The 22,766-nt window shown below is 66.9% G+C and carries 22 protein-coding genes; 14 read left to right on the forward strand and 8 right to left on the reverse strand.

The features are described 5' to 3' along the window. Position 1: 1 nt before the first annotated feature. Genes B3098_RS10155 through def form a run of 5 tightly spaced genes read left to right on the forward strand, consistent with a single transcriptional unit; the run spans position 2 to position 3,886 of the window. Positions 2-730, forward strand: coding sequence for a lysophospholipid acyltransferase family protein (locus B3098_RS10155; protein ID WP_175138872.1), 729 nt, complete (start codon positions 2-4; stop codon positions 728-730). Continuing rightward, a complete protein-coding gene (locus B3098_RS10160) occupies positions 717-1,742 on the forward strand; it encodes a M48 family metallopeptidase (protein WP_279975728.1) in 1,026 nt (341 codons plus the stop codon). The genes B3098_RS10155 and B3098_RS10160 overlap by 14 nt, the downstream gene beginning before the upstream one ends. A gap of 46 nt (positions 1,743-1,788) precedes the next feature. Next, positions 1,789-2,931: a 2-aminoethylphosphonate--pyruvate transaminase gene (locus B3098_RS10165; RefSeq protein ID WP_286895755.1), complete on the forward strand. Its 1,143-nt coding sequence runs from the start codon at positions 1,789-1,791 to the stop codon at positions 2,929-2,931. Positions 2,932-2,942: 11 nt separating this feature from the next. Further along, entirely contained in the window at positions 2,943-3,338 is a 396-nt protein-coding gene (gene gloA, locus B3098_RS10170) for a lactoylglutathione lyase (protein WP_063955180.1), read from the forward strand. A gap of 14 nt (positions 3,339-3,352) precedes the next feature. Beyond that, positions 3,353-3,886 carry a peptide deformylase gene (gene def, locus B3098_RS10175; protein ID WP_152383492.1) on the forward strand — a complete coding sequence of 178 codons (534 nt, stop codon included), beginning with the start codon at positions 3,353-3,355 and terminating at the stop codon, positions 3,884-3,886. Here def and B3098_RS10180 read toward each other — a convergent pair. Then, complete coding sequence (locus tag B3098_RS10180; protein ID WP_286895760.1) at positions 3,883-6,297, reverse strand: acyl-CoA dehydrogenase; 2,415 nt, start codon at positions 6,295-6,297, stop codon at positions 3,883-3,885. The genes def and B3098_RS10180 overlap by 4 nt on opposite strands. A 143-nt stretch (positions 6,298-6,440) precedes the next feature. Here B3098_RS10180 and B3098_RS10185 point away from each other — a divergent pair, with 143 nt between their 5' ends. Then, positions 6,441-7,670: a nucleoside recognition domain-containing protein gene (locus B3098_RS10185; RefSeq protein WP_286896049.1), complete on the forward strand. Its 1,230-nt coding sequence runs from the start codon at positions 6,441-6,443 to the stop codon at positions 7,668-7,670. A gap of 55 nt (positions 7,671-7,725) precedes the next feature. Here the strand turns inward: B3098_RS10185 and pyk are convergent, their stop codons facing one another. Next, positions 7,726-9,168, reverse strand: coding sequence for a pyruvate kinase (pyk, locus tag B3098_RS10190; protein ID WP_175123311.1), 1,443 nt, complete (start codon positions 9,166-9,168; stop codon positions 7,726-7,728). Between the two features lie 106 nt (positions 9,169-9,274). On the opposite strand from pyk, the gene B3098_RS10195 reads away from it, so the two are divergent. Then, positions 9,275-10,417 (forward strand): glycerate kinase, encoded by a 1,143-nt coding sequence (locus B3098_RS10195; protein ID WP_175185941.1) that lies wholly within the window; start codon positions 9,275-9,277, stop codon positions 10,415-10,417. Between the two features lie 118 nt (positions 10,418-10,535). On the opposite strand, the gene rsmA is transcribed toward B3098_RS10195, so the two are convergent. The 3 genes from rsmA to B3098_RS10210 are packed head-to-tail and all read right to left on the reverse strand — an operon-like array spanning position 10,536 to position 15,316. Then, positions 10,536-11,327 (reverse strand): 16S rRNA (adenine(1518)-N(6)/adenine(1519)-N(6))-dimethyltransferase RsmA, encoded by a 792-nt coding sequence (gene rsmA, locus B3098_RS10200; protein WP_286895763.1) that lies wholly within the window; start codon positions 11,325-11,327, stop codon positions 10,536-10,538. An 18-nt stretch (positions 11,328-11,345) separates the two neighbouring features. After that, positions 11,346-12,938, reverse strand: a complete 1,593-nt coding sequence (locus B3098_RS10205; RefSeq protein WP_286895765.1) for a peptidylprolyl isomerase — start codon at positions 12,936-12,938, stop codon at positions 11,346-11,348. Next, the gene (locus B3098_RS10210; protein ID WP_286896051.1) at positions 12,935-15,316 is read right to left on the reverse strand and encodes an LPS-assembly protein LptD; all 2,382 of its coding nucleotides are present in this window, start codon (positions 15,314-15,316) and stop codon (positions 12,935-12,937) included. The genes B3098_RS10205 and B3098_RS10210 overlap by 4 nt, the downstream gene beginning before the upstream one ends. Positions 15,317-15,484: 168 nt before the next feature. On the opposite strand from B3098_RS10210, the gene B3098_RS10215 reads away from it, so the two are divergent. From B3098_RS10215 to B3098_RS10240, 6 genes are all read left to right on the forward strand, one after another. Further along, positions 15,485-16,525, forward strand: coding sequence for an aminoglycoside phosphotransferase family protein (locus B3098_RS10215; RefSeq protein ID WP_286895768.1), 1,041 nt, complete (start codon positions 15,485-15,487; stop codon positions 16,523-16,525). Then, positions 16,525-17,211, forward strand: coding sequence for an N-acetylmuramate alpha-1-phosphate uridylyltransferase MurU (murU, locus tag B3098_RS10220; RefSeq protein ID WP_286895770.1), 687 nt, complete (start codon positions 16,525-16,527; stop codon positions 17,209-17,211). The genes B3098_RS10215 and murU overlap by 1 nt, the downstream gene beginning before the upstream one ends. Positions 17,212-17,383: 172 nt before the next feature. Then, positions 17,384-18,082, forward strand: a complete 699-nt coding sequence (locus B3098_RS10225) for a DUF6776 family protein (protein ID WP_286895773.1) — start codon at positions 17,384-17,386, stop codon at positions 18,080-18,082. 163 nt (positions 18,083-18,245) lie between these two features. Continuing rightward, positions 18,246-19,871 carry an FAD-dependent monooxygenase gene (locus B3098_RS10230; RefSeq protein WP_286895774.1) on the forward strand — a complete coding sequence of 542 codons (1,626 nt, stop codon included), beginning with the start codon at positions 18,246-18,248 and terminating at the stop codon, positions 19,869-19,871. Then, positions 19,868-20,110 (forward strand): hypothetical protein, encoded by a 243-nt coding sequence (locus tag B3098_RS10235; RefSeq protein WP_175123320.1) that lies wholly within the window; start codon positions 19,868-19,870, stop codon positions 20,108-20,110. The genes B3098_RS10230 and B3098_RS10235 overlap by 4 nt, the downstream gene beginning before the upstream one ends. Then, positions 20,107-20,562 (forward strand): MarR family winged helix-turn-helix transcriptional regulator, encoded by a 456-nt coding sequence (locus tag B3098_RS10240; RefSeq protein ID WP_175123321.1) that lies wholly within the window; start codon positions 20,107-20,109, stop codon positions 20,560-20,562. Before B3098_RS10235 ends, B3098_RS10240 begins: the two co-directional genes overlap by 4 nt. 18 nt (positions 20,563-20,580) lie before the next feature. On the opposite strand, the gene B3098_RS10245 is transcribed toward B3098_RS10240, so the two are convergent. Together B3098_RS10245 and B3098_RS10250 are read right to left on the reverse strand one after the other, a co-directional pair. Next, on the reverse strand, positions 20,581-20,907 hold the full coding sequence (locus B3098_RS10245; RefSeq protein ID WP_175123322.1) for a 4a-hydroxytetrahydrobiopterin dehydratase: 327 nt from the start codon (positions 20,905-20,907) through the stop codon (positions 20,581-20,583). 69 nt (positions 20,908-20,976) lie between these two features. After that, a complete protein-coding gene (locus B3098_RS10250; protein WP_175138879.1) occupies positions 20,977-21,624 on the reverse strand; it encodes an OmpA family protein in 648 nt (215 codons plus the stop codon). A 133-nt stretch (positions 21,625-21,757) separates the two neighbouring features. Between B3098_RS10250 and B3098_RS10255 the strand changes: the two genes are divergently transcribed. Continuing rightward, positions 21,758-22,123 (forward strand): hypothetical protein, encoded by a 366-nt coding sequence (locus tag B3098_RS10255; RefSeq protein ID WP_279975739.1) that lies wholly within the window; start codon positions 21,758-21,760, stop codon positions 22,121-22,123. A gap of 31 nt (positions 22,124-22,154) precedes the next feature. Here B3098_RS10255 and B3098_RS10260 read toward each other — a convergent pair whose 3' ends face one another. Beyond that, positions 22,155-22,763, reverse strand: a complete 609-nt coding sequence (locus tag B3098_RS10260) for a hypothetical protein (protein WP_175138881.1) — start codon at positions 22,761-22,763, stop codon at positions 22,155-22,157. Positions 22,764-22,766: the final 3 nt, after the last annotated feature.

Here is a 22,766-nt window from a genome sequence, read left to right on the forward strand (position 1 = left end):
GATGGCCCGGCTTCGTTCCTTCCTGTATTTCGTGTTCCTGGCCGTCACGGTCATCCCGTACGCCTTCGCCTGCATCCTGTGGGCGCCGCTGCCGCTGCACTGGCGCTACAAGCTCACGGTGGGCTGGCCCCGCCTGGCCATCTGGGGCGCCAAGGTCTTCTGCGGCATCCGCTGGCAGGTCAAGGGCTGGGAAAACCTGCCCGACGGCCCCGCGGTGCTGCTGTCCAAGCACCAGTCGGCCTGGGAAACCCTGTTCTTCCCGGCCTACATGCCGCGCGAGGTTTGCTTCGTCTACAAGAAAGAACTGCACATGGTGCCGTTCTTCGGGTGGGGCCTGGCGCTCTTGCGCATGATCGCCATTGACCGCGCCAAGGGCCGCGACGCGTTCGAACAGGTGGTCAAGCAAGGCCAGACCCGTTTGAACGAAGGCCGCTGGCCGCTGCTGTTTCCCGAAGGCACGCGCGTGCCGCCGGGCCAGGCCGGGCGTTTCAAGATGGGCGGTGCGCTGCTCGCATCGCGCACCGGCGCCGTGGTCATTCCCGTGGCGCACAACGCCGGCGAATGCTGGCGCCGCAACGCTTTCGTCAAGTATCCCGGCATGGTCACCCTGTCGATCGGTCCCGCGATAGAATCTAAGGGTCTCACCCCCGAAGAACTGAACCAGAAGGTTCAGGACTGGATCGAAGGGGAAATGCGGCGTCTCAACCCCGAAAGGTATGCCCAGCACTGATCAGCTAGAACTCCTGTTTGGTACGCAGGAAGACGACGCGCCCGCGGGCGCGCCGCCGTTGATCGCCGTGCCGACGCCGACGGCCGCCCCCCGGGCGCCGTCCGCCGGGCCCCAGGCTCACCGTCCTGACATTCCCCGGCCCGTCACGCCCGCCAACCTGTTTCCCGATGCCGCCAAGACGCCCGCCGCCACCGGCGAGCCGCTGCTGACGCTGTCTCCCAACGCCGCCTCACGTGTGCCTACGCCCTGCCCTGACCCGCTGCCGCCCGGCGCGCGCTGGCGCGAGGTGCCCACCGAACAGCAACCCATCGGTTTCGTGCTGCTGCGCTCACGGCGGCGCAGCATCGGCTTCGTCATCACTGACGACGGCCTGCGCGTCACCGCCCCCAACTGGGTAACGCTGACGCAGATCGACGACGCCGTGCGCGAGAAATCCCGCTGGATCCTGACCAAGCTGCGTGAATGGCATGCCCGCAAGCAGCAGCTTGCGATGGCGCACACGCGCTGGCAGGCAGGCGGCGAACTCCCGTATCTGGGCCGCCGCATCATCATCGGCGTGGGCGGCGACAGCCGCCAGGCCAATCTGTCCGGCGACGCCGATGCGCCGCAGGATGGCGACACGCTGTGGCTGGCGCTGCCATCCAATGCCGACCAGGGCCGCATCCGCGATGCAGCGCAAGCCTGGCTGCAACAGCGCGCGGGCGCCTGGTTCGGCACGCGGCTGGCCCACTTCCTGCAGATCAGCGGGTTGAAGATACGCCGCTGGCGCCTGTCGTCGGCCGCCACCCGCTGGGGCTCCTGCACCAGCGACGGCAACATCATGCTGAACTGGCGCCTGATCCATTTCGCCCCCGCCATCATCGATTACGTCATCGCGCACGAGCTTGCCCATTTGCGCGAGATGAACCACAGTCAGGACTTCTGGCGCGAAGTGGGCCAGATCCTGCCCGACTTCGAAGACGCCAAGAATATCCTGCGGCGTCACGATCCCGCCTCGCTGCCTCAGTTCTGAGGCACCGGGGCACACCAGCGTCTATCGCGCTCCAAGGAGAATCGAAATGTTGCTGCTGATTCCGGGCCCGGTCACGACCGATGCGCGGGTGAAGGCCGCCATGGCGCAGGACTACGCGCCGTGGGACAACGATTTCCGAACCCTGTACCGGCAGGTCTGCGACGGCGTGCTGGCCATTGCGCAAGCCGGCGCGGACGAACACGTGGCGCTGGCCCTGCCCGGCTGCGGCCATTTCGCGGTCGAAGCCGCCATCCGGACTTTCGTGCCGCCCGGCGGCCGCGTGCTGGCGCCGTCCACCGGCGCCTATGCGGCCCGTCTGCAGAAACTGGCCGGCGAGGCCGGCCGCGTCGCCGTGCCGCTTGCGGTGGGCACGACCGAGCGCGTGGATCCGCAAGCGGTTGCCGACGCGCTGGAACGCGACCCGACACTCACGCACGTGGCGCTGGTCTACAGCGAAACCGGCAGCGGCATCTGCCACGACGTGCCTCATCTGGCGCGCATCGCCCATGCGCTGGGACGCCGCGTGATCGTGGACGCGGTGTCCGCCTTTGGGGCCCTGCCGCTCGAACTGCGGGCCCTGCCCGCGGTCGACGCCGTGGTGCTGACCGCGAACAAATGCCTGGAAGGCCTGCCCGGCGCCGCCTTCGTCGTCGCGCGCCGCGACAGCCTGGACGCCGCGCGCGGCAACGCCGGAAGCTGGTCGCTCGACCTGGCAGACATCTATCAGCACACGCTCGCGCCCAACGCCGGGCCCCGCTTCACGCCCGCCGCGCCCACGCTGGCGGCGCTGGCCGTGGCGCTGGAACTGTTCCGCCAGGAAGGCCGCGAGGCTCGGCTGGCGCGCTACACCGCCAACATGCGCACGCTCTATGATGGCGTGATCGACCTCGGCCTGACCCCGTACCTGCCGCCCGAGCTGCAAGGTCCCATCGTCGTCAACGTCCGCGCGCCGGACGCCCCGACCTGGCACCTGCAGCTCTTCGTGGACGCGCTCAAGCAGCGCGGGTATGTGATCAGCAACTTCACCAACACCGAAGAACCCACATTCCGGGTCGGCTGCATCGGCGCCTTTGGCGCCAGTCAGATGCGGCAGGCGGTCGACGCCATGGGCGGCGCGCTGCGCGACATCGGAATCACCCGGGAACGCGCCGGAAATGCCCGGCTGTTCCCCCAACCCCTCATCGCTTAAGGAAACTTCCCATGCGTCTGCTCCACACCATGCTGCGCGTCGGCAACCTCGACAAGTCCATCGACTTCTACACCAACGTGCTCGGCATGCGCCTTCTGCGCCGCAACGATTACCCGGACGGCAAGTTCACGCTGGCCTTCGTGGGCTACCAGGATGAAGTCGATGGCGCCGTCATCGAACTGACCCACAATTGGGACACCGACAAGTACGACCTGGGCAACGGCTACGGGCACATCGCGCTCGAAGTCGACAACGCCTACGAAGCCTGTGACAAGGTCAAGGAACGCGGCGGCAAGGTCACCCGCGAAGCCGGCCCCATGAAGCACGGCAAGACGGTCATCGCCTTCGTGGAAGATCCCGACGGCTACAAGATCGAGTTCATCCAGAAGAAAGACCGCCAGGACTGACCCGGACGCCGGCCATGATCCATCCCATCCTGAAAATGGGCGACCCGCGGCTGCTGCGCGTGGCGCCGCCCGTGGATCGTTTTGACACCCCTGAGCTGCACGCCCTGATCGACGACATGTTCGAGACCATGGCGGCCGCGCAGGGCGTGGGCCTGGCCGCGCCGCAGATCGGCGTGGACCTGCAACTGGTCATCTTCGGTTTCGACCGCAACGACCGCTATCCCGACGCGCCGCCGGTGCCGCAGACGATCCTGTGCAATCCGGTCATCACGCCGCTGTCGGACGAGATGGAAGACGGCTGGGAAGGCTGCCTGTCGGTGCCCGGCCTGCGCGGCCTGGTGCCGCGCTACCGCCACATCCGCTACAGCGGCCGCGATCCGTACGGCCAGCTGATCGAACGGGAAGCCGAGGGCTTTCATGCGCGCGTCGTGCAACACGAGTGCGATCACCTGATCGGGCGCCTGTATCCGTCCCGGATCCAGGATTTCACGAAGTTCGGCTTCACTGAAATCCTGTTTCCGGGCATGGACCCGAACCAGGACGACTAGGGGTTATCGGCGGGTTTTGCCGCAGCGGGGGGCTCGTTCTCCTGTTGCGGCGGTTGCGGTGATTGCGGCGGTCGCTGCGGCGGCTCCGGTTGCTGCGGTGCCGGTTGCTGCGGTGCCGGTTGCTGCGGTGCCGGCTGCTGCGGTGCCGGCTGCTGCGGCTCCGGTTGCTCCTGCTCCTGCACCCGAACCGGCGCCCCTTCGCCCTGCGGCGTCAGCGCCTCCGGCGCAAAATCATCCACCTGCAATACCTTCAGCACGGTCGCTTCCGCGGCTTCGAGCTGCGCCGCCTGCGCGTCCGTGATCGCCCCGCGCCGATGGGCCTCGCGCCAGTCGCGCACGTTGGACTGCCGCAGACGGTCGCGGATCGGTTGCACCGCGTCGGCCAGCGCGAAGGCGCGGGTCAACAGGCCCAACGGATCATCGCCGGGCTCGCGCTGCAGGTCGGCCGCCAGCCGCACATGCGTGGGCGACGGCTTGAGCAGCAGCTCGGCGCATTCGCGCGTGAGCGCGTCGTCCGGGCCCTTGGCCAGCCGCAAGGGCAGAATGGCCGCCCGAAGGCCCCACGACAGCGCCTTGACCGGCAAGTTGCGCAGCACCTGATCCATGCTTTTCTCGATGCTGGCGTAGCCTTGCGCCATGCACCACCGCACCAGCGGCAGGTCATCGTGCTTGCGGCCTTCGTCTTCCCAGCGTTTGAGCACGGCGGACAGCAGATAGAGTTCGGACAGGATGTCGCCCAGCCGCGCAGAGATCATTTCGCGGCGCTTCAGGCCGCCGCCCAACTGCGCCAGCGTAGCGTCCGCCAGCAGCGCAAAGCCCGACGCATACCGGCCCAGCCTCCGGTAATGGCCTGCCACCGGTCCCGAGGCCGGCGCGGGCGCCAGCATGCCGCCCGTCCAGGCGCGGCCAATCGCGCGCAGCGTGTTCATGCCCGCGTGGCGCAGATGGCGCCAGAAGACATCGTGAAAGACCTCGATGCCGCGTTCCTCGTCGGGATTGCCCAGCGCCAGGATCTCCGGCATCAGGTAGGGATGGGCGCGGATGGCGCCTTGCCCGAAGATGATCAGATTACGCGTGAGGATGTTGGCGCCCTCGACCGTGATCGCGATGGGCACGGCGCGGTACAGCGAGCCGAGGTAATTGCTGGGACCATCCATGACGGCGCGGCCCGCGTGCACGTCCATTGCGTCGTTCACCGACGTGCGCATGCGCTCGGTGGCGTGGTATTTCATGATGCCGGACACGACCGCGGGCTTGACGCCCTGGTTGAGCGCGGCGCAGGTCAGGCGGCGCGCGGCCTCGACCAGATAGGCGTTGCCGGCCAGGCTGGCCAGCCGCTCCTGCACGCCTTCAAATTTGCCGATCGGTATGCCGAACTGCTCGCGCACCCGGGCGTACATGCCGGTGGTGTGCGCGCACATCGCCGCGGCGGCCGCCGACAGCGACGGCAGCGAAATGCCGCGTCCGGCGGCCAGCGCGCTCATCAGCATCTGCCAGCCCTGCCCGGCGCGCTCCACGCCGCCGATCAGCGCATCCAGCGGCACGAAGACGTCGCGCCCCGAGTTGGGCCCGTTCTGGAAAACCTGCATCGCAGGCAGGTGGCGGCGGCCGATGTCGACGCCGGGCGCATCCGTGGGGACCAGCGCCACGGAAATGCCGATGTCCTTGGCGCCGCCCAGGATGCCGTCGGGGTCCGACATCTTGAACGCCAGCCCCAGCACGGTGGCCACCGGCCCCAGCGTGATGTAGCGCTTGTGCCAGTTGAGGCGGATGCCGATGAGCTCTCGGCCGTCCACGACCTGGCGGCACACGACGCCGGTATCGACCATCGAAGCCGCGTCCGATCCGGCTTCGGGACTGGTCAGGCCGAAGCACGGGACTTCACGGCCGTCGGCCAGCCGCGGCAGCCAGTAATCGCGCTGCGCCTGCGTGCCGAACTGCATGAGCAGCTCACCGGGTCCCAGCGAATTCGGCACCATGACCGTGACGCCGGCGGTGATGGAATAGGCGGAAATGCGGCGCACGACCTCGGAGTGTGCGTAGGGCGAAAAGCCCAGGCCGCCATGGCGCCGCGGAATGATCATGCCGAAGAAGCGCTGCGCCTTCAGGAATTCCCAGACCTGCGGCGGCAGATCGCGGCGGTTCCACGAGATGTCCCATTCGTCCAGCATGCCGCAAAGCTGCCTCACGGGACCGTCGATGAATCGTTGCTCATCGGACGTCAACGTCGCGGGCGGCACGGCGAGGAGCTTGCGCCAGTCGGGGTTGCCGGTGAACAGGTCGGCGTCCCACCAGCTGTCGCCGGCTTCGATGGCTTCGCGTTCGGTGGCCGACATGGCCGGCAATGCATTGCGGGCCCAGCGGTATGCGGGTTCCGAAATGCGGCGCCGGCGCCAGGCGTTGAAATCCATGGGTCCCCCTGTGGTTCGCTACAAGACGTATCGGGGCAAAGTACCAGAATTGGCGTCGTGCGGCCAAGCTGCGGCTTACCGACTCTGCGACAATGAGCGTCGCCGCGCTGATGCGCAATCAACCGCTGTCCGGGCACGTCCGCATGCTGAACAAACTCTGGCTTGGCTTCTTCCTTACCGCTGCCGCGGCCGCCCTGTACCGCTGGCTGGTCATCGGAGATCCCGAGGTCTTTCGCCAGATGGTCGCCAGCCTGTTCGACATGGCGCGCGTGTCCGTGGAAGTGATGGTGCTGCTGTTTGGCACGCTGACGCTGTGGCTCGGTTTTCTGCGCATAGCCGAAGGCGCGGGCCTCGTCGAAAAGCTGGCGCGGTTGCTGGGACCGCTGTTCGCGCGTCTGATGCCCGAGGTGCCGCGCAATCATCCGGCCATCGGCCTGATCACGCTGAACTTTGCGGCCAATGGCCTCGGGCTGGACAACGCCGCCACGCCCATCGGCCTGCGCGCCATGCGCGAGCTGCAATCGCTCAACCCCAAACCCGACACCGCCACCAATGCGCAGATCCTGTTCCTGGTGCTCAATGCGTCGTCGCTGACACTCTTGCCCGTCACGCTGTTCATGTTCCGCGCGCAGCAGGGCGCGCCCGATCCCACGCTGGTATTTCTGCCCATCCTGCTGGCCACCAGCGCGTCCACGCTGGCCGGCTTTCTGGCGGTGGCGCTGTGCCAGCGCCTGCGCCTGGCCGATCCCGTCATCATGCTGTGGCTGGGCGGAGCGGCGCTTGTGCTGGGCGGCTTCATGGCGCTCTTGGCCAGCATGTCGGCGGCGGCGATCGCCTCGCTGTCCTCGCTGCTGGGCAACCTGACGCTGTTCGGCATCCTGCTGGCGTTTCTGATCGTGGGCGCCTGGAAGAAGGTGCCCGTGTACGAGGCCTTCATCGAAGGCGCGAAGGAAGGGTTCGACATCGCCAAGAGCCTGCTGCCCTATCTGGTGGCGATGCTTTGCGCCGTGGGCGTGTTGCGCGCGTCGGGCGCGCTGGACTTCCTGTTGGACGGCATCCGCTGGGTGGCCGCGCAGGCCAACTGGGACACGCGGTTTGTGGACGCGTTGCCCACTGCACTGGTCAAACCGTTCTCGGGCAGCGCGGCGCGCGCGATGATGCTGGAAACCATGACGCACTTTGGCGTGGACAGTTTCCCGGCGCTGCTGGCTGCGGTGGTGCAAGGCAGCACCGAGACCACGTTCTACGTGCTGGCGGTGTATTTCGGATCGGTGGGGATCCTGCGCGCCCGCCATGCAGTGGGCTGCGCGCTGATCGCCGACCTTGCCGGCGTGCTGGCCGCGATCGGCGTCTGCTACTGGTTCTTTGGTTGACCGCGGGGCGCGGCGGCCGGCATTCGCGCCCGCGCCGCGCCGCAACGCGTCCGCTTCAATCCACCAGCAGGATCTTCATCCCGTTGGTGCCACCGCTGTCGCGGTAGAAATCGCCCTTGGTCAGGATGACCCAGTCGCCCGTCTGCACGAGATTGCGCTTGCGCAGTTCGTCGATGGCGGCGTTGGACAGGTCCGCGGGATCGTAGTCCGACGGCGAGAACGGAATCGTGTACACGCCGCGGAACATGGTTACGCGGTTCTGCGTCACGCTGTGCGGGCTGTAGCAGTAGATCGGCACGCCTGAGCGGATGCGCGACATGATGAGCGGCGTATGGCCGCTTTCGGTCAACGCGATGACGGCTTTCACGCCGGGGAAATGGTTGGCCGCATACATGGCCGCCAGCGCGATGGTCTCGTCGCAGCGCGTGAAGGTTTCGCCCACGCGATGGTGCGATTTGGTCGAGGTGGGGTGCTTTTCGGCGCCGAGGCACACTCGGGCCATGGCCTGCACGGTTTCCACCGGGTACTGGCCGGACGCGCTTTCGGCCGACAGCATGACGGCATCGGTGTAGTCCAGCACTGCGTTGGCCACGTCGGAGACTTCGGCACGGGTCGGCATGGGGCTGGAGATCATCGACTCCATCATCTGCGTGGCGGTGATGACGACCTTGTTCAGCGTGCGCGCGTGCTGGATGATGCGCTTCTGGATGCCCACGAGTTCGGCGTCGCCCACTTCCACGCCCAGGTCGCCACGCGCCACCATGACGCCGTCGCTGGCGCGGATCAGCGCGTCCAGGGCTTCGTCGTCGGCCACGGCTTCCGCGCGTTCGATCTTGGCGATGATCCACGCCTGGCTGCCGGCGGCGGCAAGCAGGGTGCGGGCCTCGTCGATGTCGCTGCCATAGCGCGGGAACGACACGGCCACGTAGTCCAGTTCCATTTCAGCGGCCAGCTTGATGTCGACGCGGTCCTTGTCAGTGAGGCTGGGCGCCGACAGGCCGCCGCCGCGGCGGTTGATGCCCTTGTTGTTGGACAACGGGCCGCCCACCGTGACGGTGGTGTGGACCTCGTCGCCTTCGACGCGGTCGACGACCAGCACGACGCGGCCGTCATCGAGCAGCAGCTCGTCGCCCACGCGGCAGTCGGTGACGAGTTCGGGGTAATCGATGCCCACGATGCTGGCAGTGCCCGCGTCCTTTGGATGCACGCGCGACAGCGTGAACGGCTGGCCCACCTGCAGATGCACCAGCTTGTCGACAAAGCGTGCGATGCGGATCTTGGGACCCTGCAGGTCGCCCATGATGGCGACGTAGCGGCCTTGCTTGGCGGCGATCTCGCGCACCATGCGCGCGCGTTCGCGGTGATCGTCCGCGCTGCCGTGCGAGAAGTTCAGCCGCGCCACGTCCAGCCCCGCGCGAATCATCGCGTCGATGCGTTCGGGCGACGAGGTCGAGGGTCCCAGGGTGGCGACAATTTTGGTGCGGCGCAATACAGGCATGGCGGTCCACTCTCGCAAAAACAACGAAAGCGCTATGGTACGCCGGCCGCGTTGCCACGGGTATCATGGGTGACATTTCCGACCCTCAACGCGCCCAACGACACCCGTGAAAATCGTCATCGCTCCCGACTCGTTCAAAGAAAGCGTTTCCGCGCCGGATGCGGCCGCCGCCATTGCGCGCGGCGTCAAGGCAGCCTTTCCCGGCGCGCATACGGTTTGCGTCCCAATGGCTGACGGCGGCGAAGGCACCGTAGAAGCCGTCCTCGCGGCCACAGGCGGCAAGGAGCGGCAGATCGCGGTCAACGACGCGCTCGGGCACAAGGTCGATGCCGTCTGGGGACTGCTGGAAGACGGCACCGCCATCATCGAGATGGCCGCTGCGGCGGGGCTTGAATTGATTGCACCGGCAAAGCGCGACCCGATGCGCGCCAGCAGCCACGGCGTGGGCGAACTGATGCGCGCGGCACTGGACGCGGGCGCCACGCGCATCATCCTCGGCCTTGGCGGATCGGCCACCAACGACGCGGGCGCCGGCATGCTGACGGCGCTGGGCCTGCGCCTGCTGGACGCGGGCGGCAACAGCCTGCCGCCGGGCGGCGGCGCGCTGGGGCAGCTAGCCTCGATCGACACACGCGGCCTGGACCCGCGGCTGGCGCACGTCCGCATCGACATCGCCTCCGACGTCGACAACCCCTTGTGCGGTCCGCAGGGCGCCTCACATGTCTTCGGTCCGCAAAAAGGCGCGACGCCGGAACAGGTGCAGAAGCTGGACACGATGCTGGCCCACTTTGCCGACGTCTGCGCCCGGCATCTGAACGCGGATCACCGCGATGCGCCCGGCGCCGGCGCTGCGGGCGGCCTGGGCTTTGCCGCCAAGGCGTTTCTCAACGCGCACTTCCGCCCCGGGGTCGAAATCGTCGCGGAACTGGGTGGCCTGGCCGACGCGGTGGAAGGCGCAACGCTGGTTTTCACCGGCGAAGGCCGGATGGACGCACAGACCCTGCGGGGCAAGACGCCCGCCGGCGTCGCCAGGATTGCGCAGCGCGCGGGCGTACCCGTCGTGGCGCTGGCCGGCTCGCTGGGAGAAGGCTACGAGGCCCTGCACACCTGCGGCATCAGCGCCGCATTCAGTCTGGCCCCTGGCCCGATCACATTGCAGCAGGCTCTGGTGGACGCCGAGCGCCTGCTGACCGACCGGGCGCGGGACGTGATGCAGCTCTGGATGGCGGCGCAGAAACGCATGCTGTGATCCGGCAGCCGGCTGCCCTCGCCGTGCATGCCGGCGACGTTGCCGCCCCGCCGCAGCGCGGAAAAGCAAAAAGGCCCCGAGGGGCCTTTTTGCATTGCCTTGTCATACAGAAAAGACGTCAATCGCGCGCCAACACCCCGGCTTCGACCAGCGCATCCGACAGGCGGATGTAGCGGTCCACCGAAATATCCTCGGCGCGCGCGGTGGGCGCAATTTCAAGCGCCTCCCAGGGCACTTGCGGCGCCCAGTCGGCCAGCACCCGACGCAGCATCTTGCGGCGCTGCGAAAAGGCGCGCGCCACGACGGTTTCGAACGCACGCTCGCTGATGGGCCGCAGGCGGTCCGCCGGCAAGGGCACCATGCGCACGATGGCCGACACCACCTTGGGCGGCGGGTCAAAGGCCTCGGGCGGCACGTCGAACAGCTTGTGCATGCGATAGCGCGACTGCAGCATCACGGACAAGCGGCTGAAATCGCCGGAGCCGGGCTTGGCCACCATGCGGTCGATCACTTCGCGCTGCAGCATGAAATGCTGGTCGCGGATGTGGTCGGCCCACGTCATCAGGTGGAACAGCAACGGGCTGGAAATGTTGTAGGGCAGGTTGCCCACAACGCGCAGCGCGCCGCCGAACTGCGAGAAATCCACCGTCAGCGCGTCGGCCTCGACGACCGTCAGGCGCGAAGCCTCGAACTGCTTGCGCAGGCGGGCGGCCAGATCGCGGTCGATTTCGACGGCGGTGAGATGGTCCAGGCGCTCGAGCAGCGGCCGCGTCAGCGCGGACAGGCCTGGGCCGATTTCGACCACGGTATCGTCGCGGGCGGGCGCAACCGCCCGGACGATGGACTCGACGACGCTGTCGTCGGTCAGGAAGTTCTGGCCAAAGCGCTTGCGCGCCTGGTGTTGAGACATGAAAAGCCCGTAATGCGTTTAGCGGTTGTTCTGCTGGATCTTCTGCTGCTTTTCGAGGCGGTTGTCGACGTACGCCTGCGCACGCAGTTGCTCGAGCCAGTCTTCAAAGGCCGGTTGGGCACGGCGCTCGAACAGCGTCTGGCGGGCGCGCATGCGGGCCAGATCGTCGGTCGCATCGTGATCGCGGCGTTCTTCGACCTCGATCAGGTGCCAACCGAACGGCGTCTGCACGGGTTGGCTGATTTCGCCAGGTTGCAGCGCGTTCATCGCGGCCTCGAACGTCGGCACGGTTTCACCCGGGTTCAGCCAGCCGAGTTCACCGCCTTGCGGCGCGGTGGCGTCCTGCGAATACTGGCGCGCCATTTCCTCGAACTTGGCGCTGCCGTTCACCAGTCGCTGGCGAACCTGCTCCAGGCGCTGGCGGGCCAGTTCATCGCTCATGACGGTCGACGTCTTGATCAGGATGTGGCGCGCGCGCGTTTGAACGACCTGCGTGGGACCCTGCGGCGCCTGCGCGCGCGCGGCCGGCTGCGGAGCCGGTTGCGGAGCGGCTTGGGGCGCCGGCGCGCGAGCCGTGCGGCTGGGCGCGGGCTGGGCGGTGCCGCGGTCCATCACCTTGATGATGTGGAAACCGTTGCCGCTCTGGATGAGCTGGCTGACCTGGCCCTTCTGCAGGTTGCTGATGGCCTTGACGAAGAGGTCGGGCCAGCCGTCCAGCGGACGCACGCCCATGACGCCGCCCTGCAGCGCCTCGGGACCGTCGGACGCCGCCGCGGCAAGGCTGGCGAAGTCGTCGCCACGCTTGGCTTGCGCCAGCAGGCCTTCGGCCTTCTTGCGCAGCAGCGCCAATTGTTCCGGCGACGAGCCTTCGGGCACACGCACCAGAATCTGCGCCAGCGCGTACAGCATGGGACCGGCGGGCGCGGCGGCCTGCTCGGGCGCGGGCTGCGGTTGCGCCTGGGGTTGCGGTTGCTGAGCCTGCGGGGGAGCCGCGCCGAAAGCCGGGTTGCGGCGTTGGTCCTTCAGGAAGGCGTCGACTTCAGCGTCGGAGATGACGATGGTCGAATCGACCGCGCGCTGACGCAGGCGATCCGAGCGGATCTCGTCACGCAGGGACTTGCGGTAACCGTCCCAGGACGTGCCGGCCTTCTCGAGCTCCTGGCGCAGTTGCGCCACGGTGATCTTGTTGCGCGCGGCGATGGCCTGGATGGCCGTGTCGATCTGGGCGTCATCCACGCGGATGCCGAGGCGGTCGGCTTCGTGGCGCTGCACGCGTTCCATGATGAGACGCTGCAACACCTGGTGTTGCAGCGTCTGGTCGTCCGGCACCTGGATGCCACGCGATTTGAGTTCGCCTGCGATGCGCTGGGAAGCGTCGCGCAGTTCGCGCAGCGTGATCACATCCTTGTCGACGATCGCGGCAATGCCGTCCACGAACTGCTCGCCCTTGGGCGCGGGCGCTTCCTTGTTCTGCGCAGCCGAAGCGGCCTTGGCGCTGTTCGCGCCGCGGGCGGTCTGCTCGGCCGCATGAGCGGCGGGCAAGCCGGCGCACAAGGCCAGCAGCAGCGCATTGCCGGAGAGGCGGCGCAAAGAGTGCAACCTACGCATCATTCATACCTTTCAAATGTGGTCCCGGCCTGCGCGGGCGGCGTGACGCGCGTGTAACCGGGGATACTTCTGTTCAGCAGGTTCATCGGGTCGGTTCCGAGGGAGCCCAGGCCCGTGAGCTCAAGCTGGAAGAACAGCGCGGAGTTGGTGTCCGCCGCCGATACGGCGTAGCGCTGGTAGACCATGCGGCCCACCCAGCAGCAGTCGCCCTTGTACTCCAGGCCGGCAATGGCCTGCGTCACGCGGGGAGATTCCGTCGTGTTGGCCACCGTGCTGGACGGACCTGAACGCAAAGAATAGTCCACCCGGCCCACGCCGTACCAGCGCTTGCTGAACGGCCACTGGACCGCCAGGCTGACCTGGTTCTGGCCTTGGGGCTGGTAGAGCACGCCTTGCTGCGGATCGCGCTGGTAGCGGTACGCCACCGCAACGGTGGTGAGACGCTGCGGCGACCAGCGCGCGCTCACGAGCCCGCGCGACCAGTTGTTGTCGTAGGGGTTGTATTGCGCGGCAAGGTCGGTGGACAGCGTATCGGTCAGGGCCGCGCTGGCGCCCACCAGGAAGTCGGAGCGCACGTTCTCGCGCGGCGTTTCGCCGGGCAGCGTGACTTCCTGGTCTTCGAAATACAGGCGTTGGGCGACGCCCAGCGACATGCGCTCGAAGCCGGTGTCGGCATCCAGCCAACGCGTGGTCAGCGCTGCGGTGAGCTGGTTGGCATTGGCGATACGGTCCCAGCCGCCGGTGTAGATGTTTTCCTCGAAGGCCTGCGAGAAGCTGAAATCGGCCAGCGACGTGTCGAACACGGGCAGCTTGGATTGGTCACGATACGGCACGCGCAGGTAATACAGGCGGGGTTCGAGGGTCTGTGTGGAGGACTTGCCGAAAAGCGTCGTGTCACGCTCGAAGATCAGGCCGGCATCGACGGACATGATGGGCAGTGTGCGCGACTGCGAACGCGGCAGGCCGGCTGCGTTGCCGCCGTTCAAGCCGAGCGTATCCACGCCATACCATTTGGTCTGGTAATCGGTGTAGTTGACGCCGGCCTTCGGGATGATGAACCAGCCGGGACGCACGATCGGATAGGACGCCGACAGATAGGTCTGAAGACGGTCCCCGTCGGGGTACCGGCTTACGGCGCCGAACTCCGGCATTTTGAAACGCACGGCCGTCGAGGTCCAATCGACATCGAAGCCGCCCCAGTCGTACCGGGCACCTCGCAGGTACAACTCGGGTTCCTTGTTGTACGGCGGAACTAGCGGCGCATCCGGATCCTGCAGCGTCTGATACTTATAGACCTGGGCATAGGTGCTCCAATAGCGGGATGCCCAGCCTACCCGGCCACGTTGCGGCAGGTAGGTGGTCGAGGCCTGGTTCAGGCCCAGCTGCGAAATATCGCGGTAGTAATTGTCGTCCGAGACCCTGGCCACGTCCCAGTCGGTATAGAAGCCATGCGAGAACGTTTGTTGGTGGCGCCACCAATACATCCAGCGGTCTTCGCCGGTGACATGGTCATCGGGCAAGTAGGCGCCATCGATGGTGCCCAAATAGCTCGACCCCAGATAGCGGAACTCGCCGCCCAACTGGGTGCCACGCTTGGAAAAGTAGCGCGGCTGCACCGTCAGATCGTAATTGGGCGCCAGGTTGAAGTAGTACGGGATCGAAATGTCGAAGCCGCCCTGGCTGGTCGTGCCGTACGTCGGAATCAGGAAGCCCGACTTGCGCTCGCGCTTGACCGGGAAGGTCATGTAAGGCGATGCGAGGATGGGCACGTCCTTGAAATACAGCACGCCGCCGCGGGCCACGCCTTCGTTTTCGTCGAAGTCGATATCGACCGAATTGGCCTTGATGTACCAGGACGGGTTTTCGCAGGGGCAGCCGCTGTACGTCACCGTGTGCAGCCGCATCTGCGACTTGCTGAAGATGTCTGCGTGGTCGGCGACGGCAAAGCCGCCCGTGGCGCCCAGCCAGAAATTGGGTTTTTCGACTTCGCCGGAATACCGGTCCACGTTGAACGTGGCGTTCGGGCCGGTCACCAGCGTGCCGTCGCGCATCATGCGGGCGTCGCCGCGCACGTCGACCTTGCCGGTGTCCTTGCGGTAATTGATCTCGTCGCCCTTGATCACACCGTCGATGCGGCGCACCTGCGCGTTGCCGGACAGCGTGAGCTCGTAGTCGGGGTCGCCCGAAATGGTGTCCGCTTCCATGAAAGCGGGAATGCTCTCGTCGGGCAACCGGTGCATGCGCAGACCCGGAGACGTGCGCAACTGGGGGGTTGACGTGACCGACGGCGCGGAAGCAGCGGTGCCCGGGCTACCTTGAGCCTGGGCGGCTCCGGCGGCGACGCTGACAACAGAGAGGATCAACCACGGAACCTTGCGCACGAATGAAAACAGCCCTTTTTGACCACGGGAGAGCCGGACAAAGGCGCCCACGGGGGGCCAATGCTGACGGAAATGAGCCGGTATTATAGAGAAGCCGCGAACAACGCCCAGCCTTATGTTCGCCAAATCGAAATTTCCGCAATTTTGCCCTTCTGACACGGATCTTCCTTGAAAAACGATCACGACCCCCGCTTGGCGCAGGTGCGCAACTGGCTGCAAGGCCTGCCCCCTGCCCTGAACCTGGCCGTGGAAACGCTGCGCCCCGCGTCGGCTGACGCAAGCTTTCGCCGGTACTTCAGACTGGACGCCGGATCGCGCACCCTGATTGTCATGGACGCCCCGCCCCAGCACGAGGACTGCCGTCCCTTCCTGCACGTGGACAAGCTGCTGGCGGATGCCGGCCTGAACGTGCCGGCGGTGCTGGCGCAGGACCTGGACCAGGGCCTGCTGCTGCTGTCCGACCTGGGCGAACAAACCTACTATCAGCGCATCCAGGATGGTCTGGACGACGCCCAGTTGCAGACGCTGTATCGCGAGGCGCTGGCCGCCCTGGTCAAGCTGCAAAAGGCCTCGACCGCCGGCCTGGGCACCTACGACAGCGCGCGCCTGGCCGACGAGCTGAAACTGTTCCCCGAGTGGTACGTGCAGAAGCACCACGGCGTCACGCTGGACGACAAGACCGCCAATGCCCTGGAAAAGATCTTCGCCCTGCTGTCGGCCAGCAACGGCGGGCAGCCCCAGGTGCTGGTGCACCGCGATTTCCATTCGCCCAACCTGATGGTCTGCGACCAGCCGCAGTACGGCCCCAACCCGGGGGTCATCGACTTCCAGGATGCGCTGGCCGGCCCCATCACCTATGACCTGGCGTCGCTGGTGACCGACGCCCGGACCACCTGGGAAGAACCGCAACAGCTCGACTGGGCGATCCGGTACTGGGAAATGGCGCGCGCGGCCGGCCTGCCCGTCGACGCCGATTTCGCCGAATTCCACCGCGCCTATGAATGGATGGGCCTGCAGCGCAACCTGCGGATCCTGGGCGTCTTCGCGCGCCTGAACCACCGCGACGGCAAGGCGCACTACCTGGCGCACATGCCGCGCGTGAACGGCTACGTCCGCCAGGTGGCGCAGCGCTACGGCGTCTTCACGCCGCTCCTGCGCCTGCTGGATCGCCTGGACGACCGCCAGGTCAGCGTCGGATACACGTTCTGATGCGCGCCATGATCCTCGCCGCGGGCCGCGGCGAACGCATGCGCCCGCTGACCGACCGCCTGCCCAAGCCCATGCTGCCGGTGGGCGGCAAGCCGCTGATCGTCTGGCACCTGGAACGCCTGGCCGCGGCCGGTATCCGCGACATCGTCATCAACCACGCCTGGCTTGGCCACGAGATCGAACGCGGGCTGGGCGATGGCGCCGCGCATGGCGTGCGCATCCGCTATTCGGCCGAAGCCACCGCGCTGGAAACGGCCGGCGGCATTGCGCAGGCGCTCCCCCTGTTGGGCGACGACCCGTTCCTCGTCATCAACGGCGACATCTGGTGCGACTGGGATCCGGCCGCCGCGCCAGACGCCGCGCGCCTCGTGGCGCGGGGCGGCGCCTGGCTGCTTTTGGTGGACAACCCCGCGCATCATCCTGCCGGCGACTTCGTCCTGACGGCTGATGGGCGTGTGCTGGCCCACGGCGAGCCGCGTTTGACCTTTGCCGGCGTGGGCGTCTACCATCCTTCGTTATTCGCGGACGTCCCGCGCGGCGAAGCAGCGCCGCTGGCGCCGCTGCTCAGGCAGGCGATGGGCCAGGACCAGGTGCATGGCGCCCGGCATGCGGGCCGATGGACGGATGTCGGCACCCCGCAGCGGCTCGCCGACCTGGACGCGGAACTGGCTGACACGGCTGCCTGACAGGGCTGCCTGACAGGGCTGGCTGAAACCCACATATTTCACAATATCAAGGTGCGCAACGAGGCTTGTCTGCGCACCATCGCCCCCGGCTAACGGGGTATTCTCTGACGCTTTGGCATGCGCGCGCCGCTTGCCCACAGGCATAAACACAGGAAGTTTTCTAGGAATGGGGATGTTTGGAAGATCGCAACGGGCCACGTTCAAGCCCTCCGTATACCAGCCGGGGCAACGCACGCGCCGCATGCCGCGCTGGCTCGTCCTGCTGATGGTTGGCATTGCGCTTGGCGCGGGCGGTGTGCTCTTCCTGCAAACCAATTACGGCCCGCAACGCCTGACCGTCGAACAATCCGAACAGCTGCACAGCGAGCTCAGCGCCTCCAACATGGAGCGCCAGCGCCTGCAGACCCAGCTTGAAGAAGCCACCCAGCAGCGCGACGCCAACAAGGCCGGCCACGAAAAGCTGACCACCGACCTGGCGGAATCCCGCGCCAAGATCGAAACGCTGAACAAGGAACTGGTGCTGTTCCAGGACGCCATGCCGCCCGATCCTCGCGGCGGCAACATCGGCATCCGATCGGCCAGCTTCAAGCGCGCCCCCGGCCTGCTGGACTATCAGGTGCTGGTGATGCGCGAAGACCACACGGGCGCGCCCTTCAAGGGCACGCTGACCTTCGCCATCGAAGGCTCCTACCCCAACGGCCGCGCCGCCACCGTGACCCCGGAAGGCCCCGCGCTCACGGTCGACCGCTACGACTACGCGCTGGGCCAGCTCAAGCTGCCCGACGGGTTCACCGCACGGGTCGTGGTGCTGCGCGTGCTGGACCCCAACCAGAAACAGCAGGCGATGCGCATCTACAACGTACGCAACTGAGGCGTGCGCAACTAAAAGCATGTGCCACTGAAGGCCCCTTTCCCGGCCTGACCTGGCCCCCAAAACCCGCCCCTCGGCGGGTTTTTTATCGTCTTCAAAATTTGGTTGCGTGCGCAACATACCGGGAATATAGTTGCGCAAACAACCAAATTATGGAGACGGCATGACGCTCCCTTCGCATGTTCCCGTGCTGATCGCCGGCGGCGGTCCGGTCGGTCTGACCCTGGCCGCCCTGCTCGCCGAGTACGGCATTGCCTCGCTCACCATCGAGGCCGATGAAGCCTACTGCAGCGGCAGCCGCGCCATCTGCATGTCGCGCCGGTCGCAGGAAATCCTGGGCTGGATCGGCGCCGACCGGCCGCTGATCGACACCGGCCTGGCCTGGACAGGCGGTCGCAGTTATTACCGCGACCGCGAAGTCCTGCACTTCCAGATGCCGCACGATCCCCTGCAGCGGTATGCCCCGATGGTGAACATCCAGCAGTACTACGTGGAGGAATTCGCGCACCAGGCCATGCAGCGCCATCCCGGCCTCGCCACCCTCGCCTGGTCAGCACGCGTCACTGCCGTGCAGCCCGGTCCCGACGGCGTAACGGTCGAGGTGGAGGCGGGCGGCGCCCGTCACACGGTGCGCGCCGACTGGCTCGTCGCCTGCGACGGCGGCCGCAGCACCGTCCGCGAAGCCATGGGCCTGAAGCTCGAAGGCATGCAGTACGAAGGCCGCTACGTCATCGTCGATATCGAACAGGAATCGCAACGGCCCGTCGAGCGCCTGGCCTGGTTCGATCCCCCATCCAATCCCGGCTCCACGCTGCTGATGCACCGCCAGCCCGGCAACATCTGGCGCGTCGATTACCAGATCCGCGACGACGAAGACCCCGACGAGGCCGTCAAGCCGGAAAACGTGCTGCCGCGCGTGCAAAGCCATCTGGACATGATTGGCGAGACTGCGCCCTGGAAGCCGCTCTGGATCTCCATCTACAACGCCAAGTGCCTGACGCTGGACCGCTACCGCCACGGCCGCGTGCTGTTCGCGGGCGACGCGGGCCACCTCGTGCCGATCTTCGGCGTGCGCGGCCTGAATTCCGGGCTGGACGACGCCGGCAACCTGGCCTGGAAGCTGGCGTGGGTGCTGAAGGGCCAGTCGCCCGACACCCTGCTGGACAGCTACAGCATCGAGCGCGTCCATGCCACGCGGCAGAACCTGGCCTATGGCGCCAAAAGCACGGAATTCATGGCGCCGCCGGATTTCGGCTTCCGGCTCATGCGCGACGCCGCGCTGCGCCTGGCCCTGGTGGACGACGGCTTGCGGCCGCTCATCAATCCGCGCCAGTCCGCACCTATCTCCTATGAAAGCTCTCCGCTGAACCGCGAGGACCGTGCGTCCGAAGCCGGCCCCGCCGCCGCGCCCGGACAGCCCGCGCCCGACGTGCTGCTGCAAGACGGCGAATCCCCGCAGTACCTGACCGCCAGCTTTGGCGCGGGCTTCGTCGCGCTGGCCATTGCGCCCGATGCGGCGTTGTCGGCGGCTTTGAACACACTGGCCGCCGACACGCAAGACGCGCCCCAGCCACTGCGGGTGCTGCGGGCAGGCGAAGGCGGACTGGCCGACCCGCACGGCCAGCTTGCCGCGCGTTACGGCAATCAGGCACGCGCGGTCTACCTGCTCCGTCCGGACGGCTACGTGCTGGGCCATTGGATCGCGCCCGCCGCCGCTGAACTGCGCGCCGCGCTGGCGCCCTACTACCCCTCGCTGCACGTGAACGCCACCCCGAAAGGCCAAGCATGAACAACGAATCTCTGGATCAGGTCTACACCAGCATGGCGCAGGCGCTGACGCGCGTCGGCGAATCGCGCGCGCCGCTCTTTCTGTCGATACTCGGCTTGTCGTTGCTGAGCCGCCTGCCTTCCACGCAAGACGCGCTGGCCCTGCTGGCGCAGGCCGAAGCCGCCAGCCTCGAGGACGGCGCTATGGCAAACTATCCGGCCTCATCTTCCGCGGGCGCAGATCCCGCCCGCCCGACGTGAAAACGCCCCCTCTGGAACGATTCCTGACTTACCGCCTGCACGTGCTCAACAAGATCACGGACCGGGACACGAATCGGGCTTACTTGAAGGATTGCGACATTCCTCTGGGCGAGGCGCGGTGCCTGGCCGCCATCGGCCGGTTTGCGCCGCTCTCGGTCAATGACCTGGCGCGCGCCGCCAACCTGAACAAGGGCCAGGCCAGCCGCTCCGCGCAAGCACTGGTGGATCGCGGGCTGGTGGAAAAAACGGTGTCGGCGTCAGACGGACGCGGCGTCGTGCTGGCGCCAACCGCCGAGGGCCTGACGCACTACCGGCGCATCATCGACCTCATCGCGCACCGCAACGAAGAGATCTTCGGCTGCCTGACCGCCGAAGAACAGCGGCAGTTCGGCGATATGCTGGACCGCCTGATCGGCCATCTGCAAGCCGAGGCCGGCGACGCCGCGGACTGAGCGCGGCGGCAGCGTCGTTCAGGGCTGTGCTTTCGGCGCCGTCGCGCCCGCGTGCTCGGCGGCTTCGTCCATGAACTGCGCCATCCGCACGTCCAGCTCGGTCACGCCGCCAGCGTCATGCGTGGTCAGCGTGACGTCCACGCGGTTGTAGACGTTGGTCCATTCGGGGTGATGGTTCAGCTTTTCCGCGAACATCGCCACCCGCGCCATGAAACCGAACGCGGCATTGAAGTTGGGAAAGCGGTAGCGCTTTTCGATGGCATCGCGCCCGGCCACGGCCTGCCAGCCGGTGAGCGCGGCGATCGCGATATCGGTGCCGATGCGGGCGGGGGGAAAATCGCTCATGACAGACTCCGTAAAGAAAGGCGGCGGCGCATCGCGCCAGCCGCCTGTCAGCAAATGACGCGCCCGCGTTTATTGCTGGACCGCGTACAGGTAGATCTCCACGCGCCGGTTCAGCGCGCGCCCTTCGGCGGTCGCATTGTCGCCGATCGGGTCGTTCGGACCGCGGCCTTCCACCGTCAGACGCGTGCCGGCCACGCCCTGCTTGGCCAGATAATCCGTCACGCTCCTGGCGCGGTTCACCGACAGCGTCTGGTTATGCGCCAGCGCACCGGTGCTGTCGGTATGGCCGACCACCTTGGCCCGCAGTTCAGGATGCTGATTCAGCGAACGCGCCACGCTGTCCAGCACCGGCAGCAGCGCCGGCTTGAGCTGCGTCTTGTCCGTATCGAACGACACGCCGCTCGGGATGTTGACCTTCAGGCTGCCGTCGGGCATTTCGACGACGTCGATGCCGAGCGATGACGCGCCGGACTTCTGCACGTCATCCTTCACGACCTTCCAGTTGTAGCCCACCAGGCCGCCCGCCACCGCGCCGATGCCGGCCCCGATCGCAGCGCCCTTGCCGTGCCCGATCAGCGCGCCGATGCCCGCGCCCAACGCCGCGCCGGCGCCCGTACCGACAGCGGTATTCGTTTGCTGTTGCGTCGCGCAACCGGCCATCAAGGCACCCGCCGCCACAATCACGGCGATACGGTTGAGTGTTCTTCTTGAATTCATGGCAACCTCCACTGTCCATCCATCCAGATGCCGGATCATTCCGGTGTGGATCATGCTAGCAAGGGGAAATGGGGCGCCGGGCAACATTTTGTACGCGGCCAACGCTAAGATGGCGTTTCCGATGGAGAAACCCATGTCCGTGGCGCGCACCTACTTTTTCAACAGGATGGCCGGCGACGAACTCGCCCGCTTGTGCGGCGCAAAAGCGGATTTCTTCCTTGAAAACGTCGACGACCTGAAACTCGCCGTCACCCGCCTCCAGGCCTTGTGCCGCGACGCAGGCATGAGCAGCGCGGTGGTGCGTGCGCCGCTCAATCCCGCGCCCGGAATCGGCGATCTGGTATCGGCAGCCGTGCCATTGCTTGGGCTGATCTGGACCTCCGCCAAGACGGTGGGCTCCGCGGTTCATCCTAGAGCCGACGTGAGCTTGCGCCTGACGTCGAACACGTCGATCAGCGTCGTGTTCTCGGATTCGGCCCGTGTGCCGACGATCCGGTAGGCCACGCCGTCGCGGGCCATCAGCGGTGCGATCACCCGCGCCGGCCAAACACCATCGCCAGCCCGAACAACGCCCCCAGCCCGCCCACGATGGCCAGCGACACCGATGGCTCGCGCAGGTTCAGCGCCATGATGGCCGATCCCGCGCCCAGGGCGGTGATTGCCAAGCCGACCAGACGCCCCGCCGTGGACCCATAGAAATGCGTGCGGCGCGCCGCCTGCGTGCCTGCAGGCTGGCGCTTCTGCCACGCCGTCAATGCCTGTTCGAATTCGCGCAGCAGGCGCTCGCGCCTGGGCAAGTCCGCCGCGCTGACCAGCAGGGTCGGCAGACCGGGGCGGACCAGTTTCAGATAATCGTCCGTGCCCCAACTAGCCAGATCTTTGAAGGCAACGGGTTTGCGGCGCGAGAACTCCAGCCCTTCGGCCGTCACCTTCACGTCATTGCGCGTGGGAAATCCCCTGAACGCCACCAGCGGCGGCACGAGCAGGCCCAACACGGCAAGCACGGCAGCCAGCCCGATCGGCCCGCGGTTGAAGACCACGAGCATAAAGCTGCCTGCCGCCAGCGCGAACGCCAGGGGCACCGACAACTGGTGCCATCGCGTATAGACCGACACCGGGATCCGTTCGTTGCTGTTCATGCG

The sequence above is a fragment of the Achromobacter sp. UBA2119 genome (assembly GCF_002331005.1).
Taxonomy (GTDB): Bacteria; Pseudomonadota; Gammaproteobacteria; order Burkholderiales; family Burkholderiaceae_B; genus Achromobacter; species Achromobacter animicus.

Coding starts and splice junctions, on each gene's coding strand:
- B3098_RS10155 (WP_175138872.1), top strand. CDS start 2: ATGGCCCGGCTTCGTTCCTTCCTGTATTTCGTGTTCCTGGCCGTCACG.
- B3098_RS10160 (WP_279975728.1), top strand. CDS start 717: ATGCCCAGCACTGATCAGCTAGAACTCCTGTTTGGTACGCAGGAAGAC.
- B3098_RS10165 (WP_286895755.1), top strand. CDS start 1,789: ATGTTGCTGCTGATTCCGGGCCCGGTCACGACCGATGCGCGGGTGAAG.
- gloA (WP_063955180.1), top strand. CDS start 2,943: ATGCGTCTGCTCCACACCATGCTGCGCGTCGGCAACCTCGACAAGTCC.
- def (WP_152383492.1), top strand. CDS start 3,353: ATGATCCATCCCATCCTGAAAATGGGCGACCCGCGGCTGCTGCGCGTG.
- B3098_RS10180 (WP_286895760.1), bottom strand. CDS start 6,297: ATGGATTTCAACGCCTGGCGCCGGCGCCGCATTTCGGAACCCGCATAC.
- B3098_RS10185 (WP_286896049.1), top strand. CDS start 6,441: ATGCTGAACAAACTCTGGCTTGGCTTCTTCCTTACCGCTGCCGCGGCC.
- pyk (WP_175123311.1), bottom strand. CDS start 9,168: ATGCCTGTATTGCGCCGCACCAAAATTGTCGCCACCCTGGGACCCTCG.
- rsmA (WP_286895763.1), bottom strand. CDS start 11,327: ATGTCTCAACACCAGGCGCGCAAGCGCTTTGGCCAGAACTTCCTGACC.
- B3098_RS10205 (WP_286895765.1), bottom strand. CDS start 12,938: ATGATGCGTAGGTTGCACTCTTTGCGCCGCCTCTCCGGCAATGCGCTG.
- murU (WP_286895770.1), top strand. CDS start 16,525: ATGCGCGCCATGATCCTCGCCGCGGGCCGCGGCGAACGCATGCGCCCG.
- B3098_RS10225 (WP_286895773.1), top strand. CDS start 17,384: ATGTTTGGAAGATCGCAACGGGCCACGTTCAAGCCCTCCGTATACCAG.
- B3098_RS10230 (WP_286895774.1), top strand. CDS start 18,246: ATGACGCTCCCTTCGCATGTTCCCGTGCTGATCGCCGGCGGCGGTCCG.
- B3098_RS10235 (WP_175123320.1), top strand. CDS start 19,868: ATGAACAACGAATCTCTGGATCAGGTCTACACCAGCATGGCGCAGGCG.
- B3098_RS10245 (WP_175123322.1), bottom strand. CDS start 20,907: ATGAGCGATTTTCCCCCCGCCCGCATCGGCACCGATATCGCGATCGCC.
- B3098_RS10250 (WP_175138879.1), bottom strand. CDS start 21,624: ATGAATTCAAGAAGAACACTCAACCGTATCGCCGTGATTGTGGCGGCG.
- B3098_RS10255 (WP_279975739.1), top strand. CDS start 21,758: ATGTCCGTGGCGCGCACCTACTTTTTCAACAGGATGGCCGGCGACGAA.
- B3098_RS10260 (WP_175138881.1), bottom strand. CDS start 22,763: ATGAACAGCAACGAACGGATCCCGGTGTCGGTCTATACGCGATGGCAC.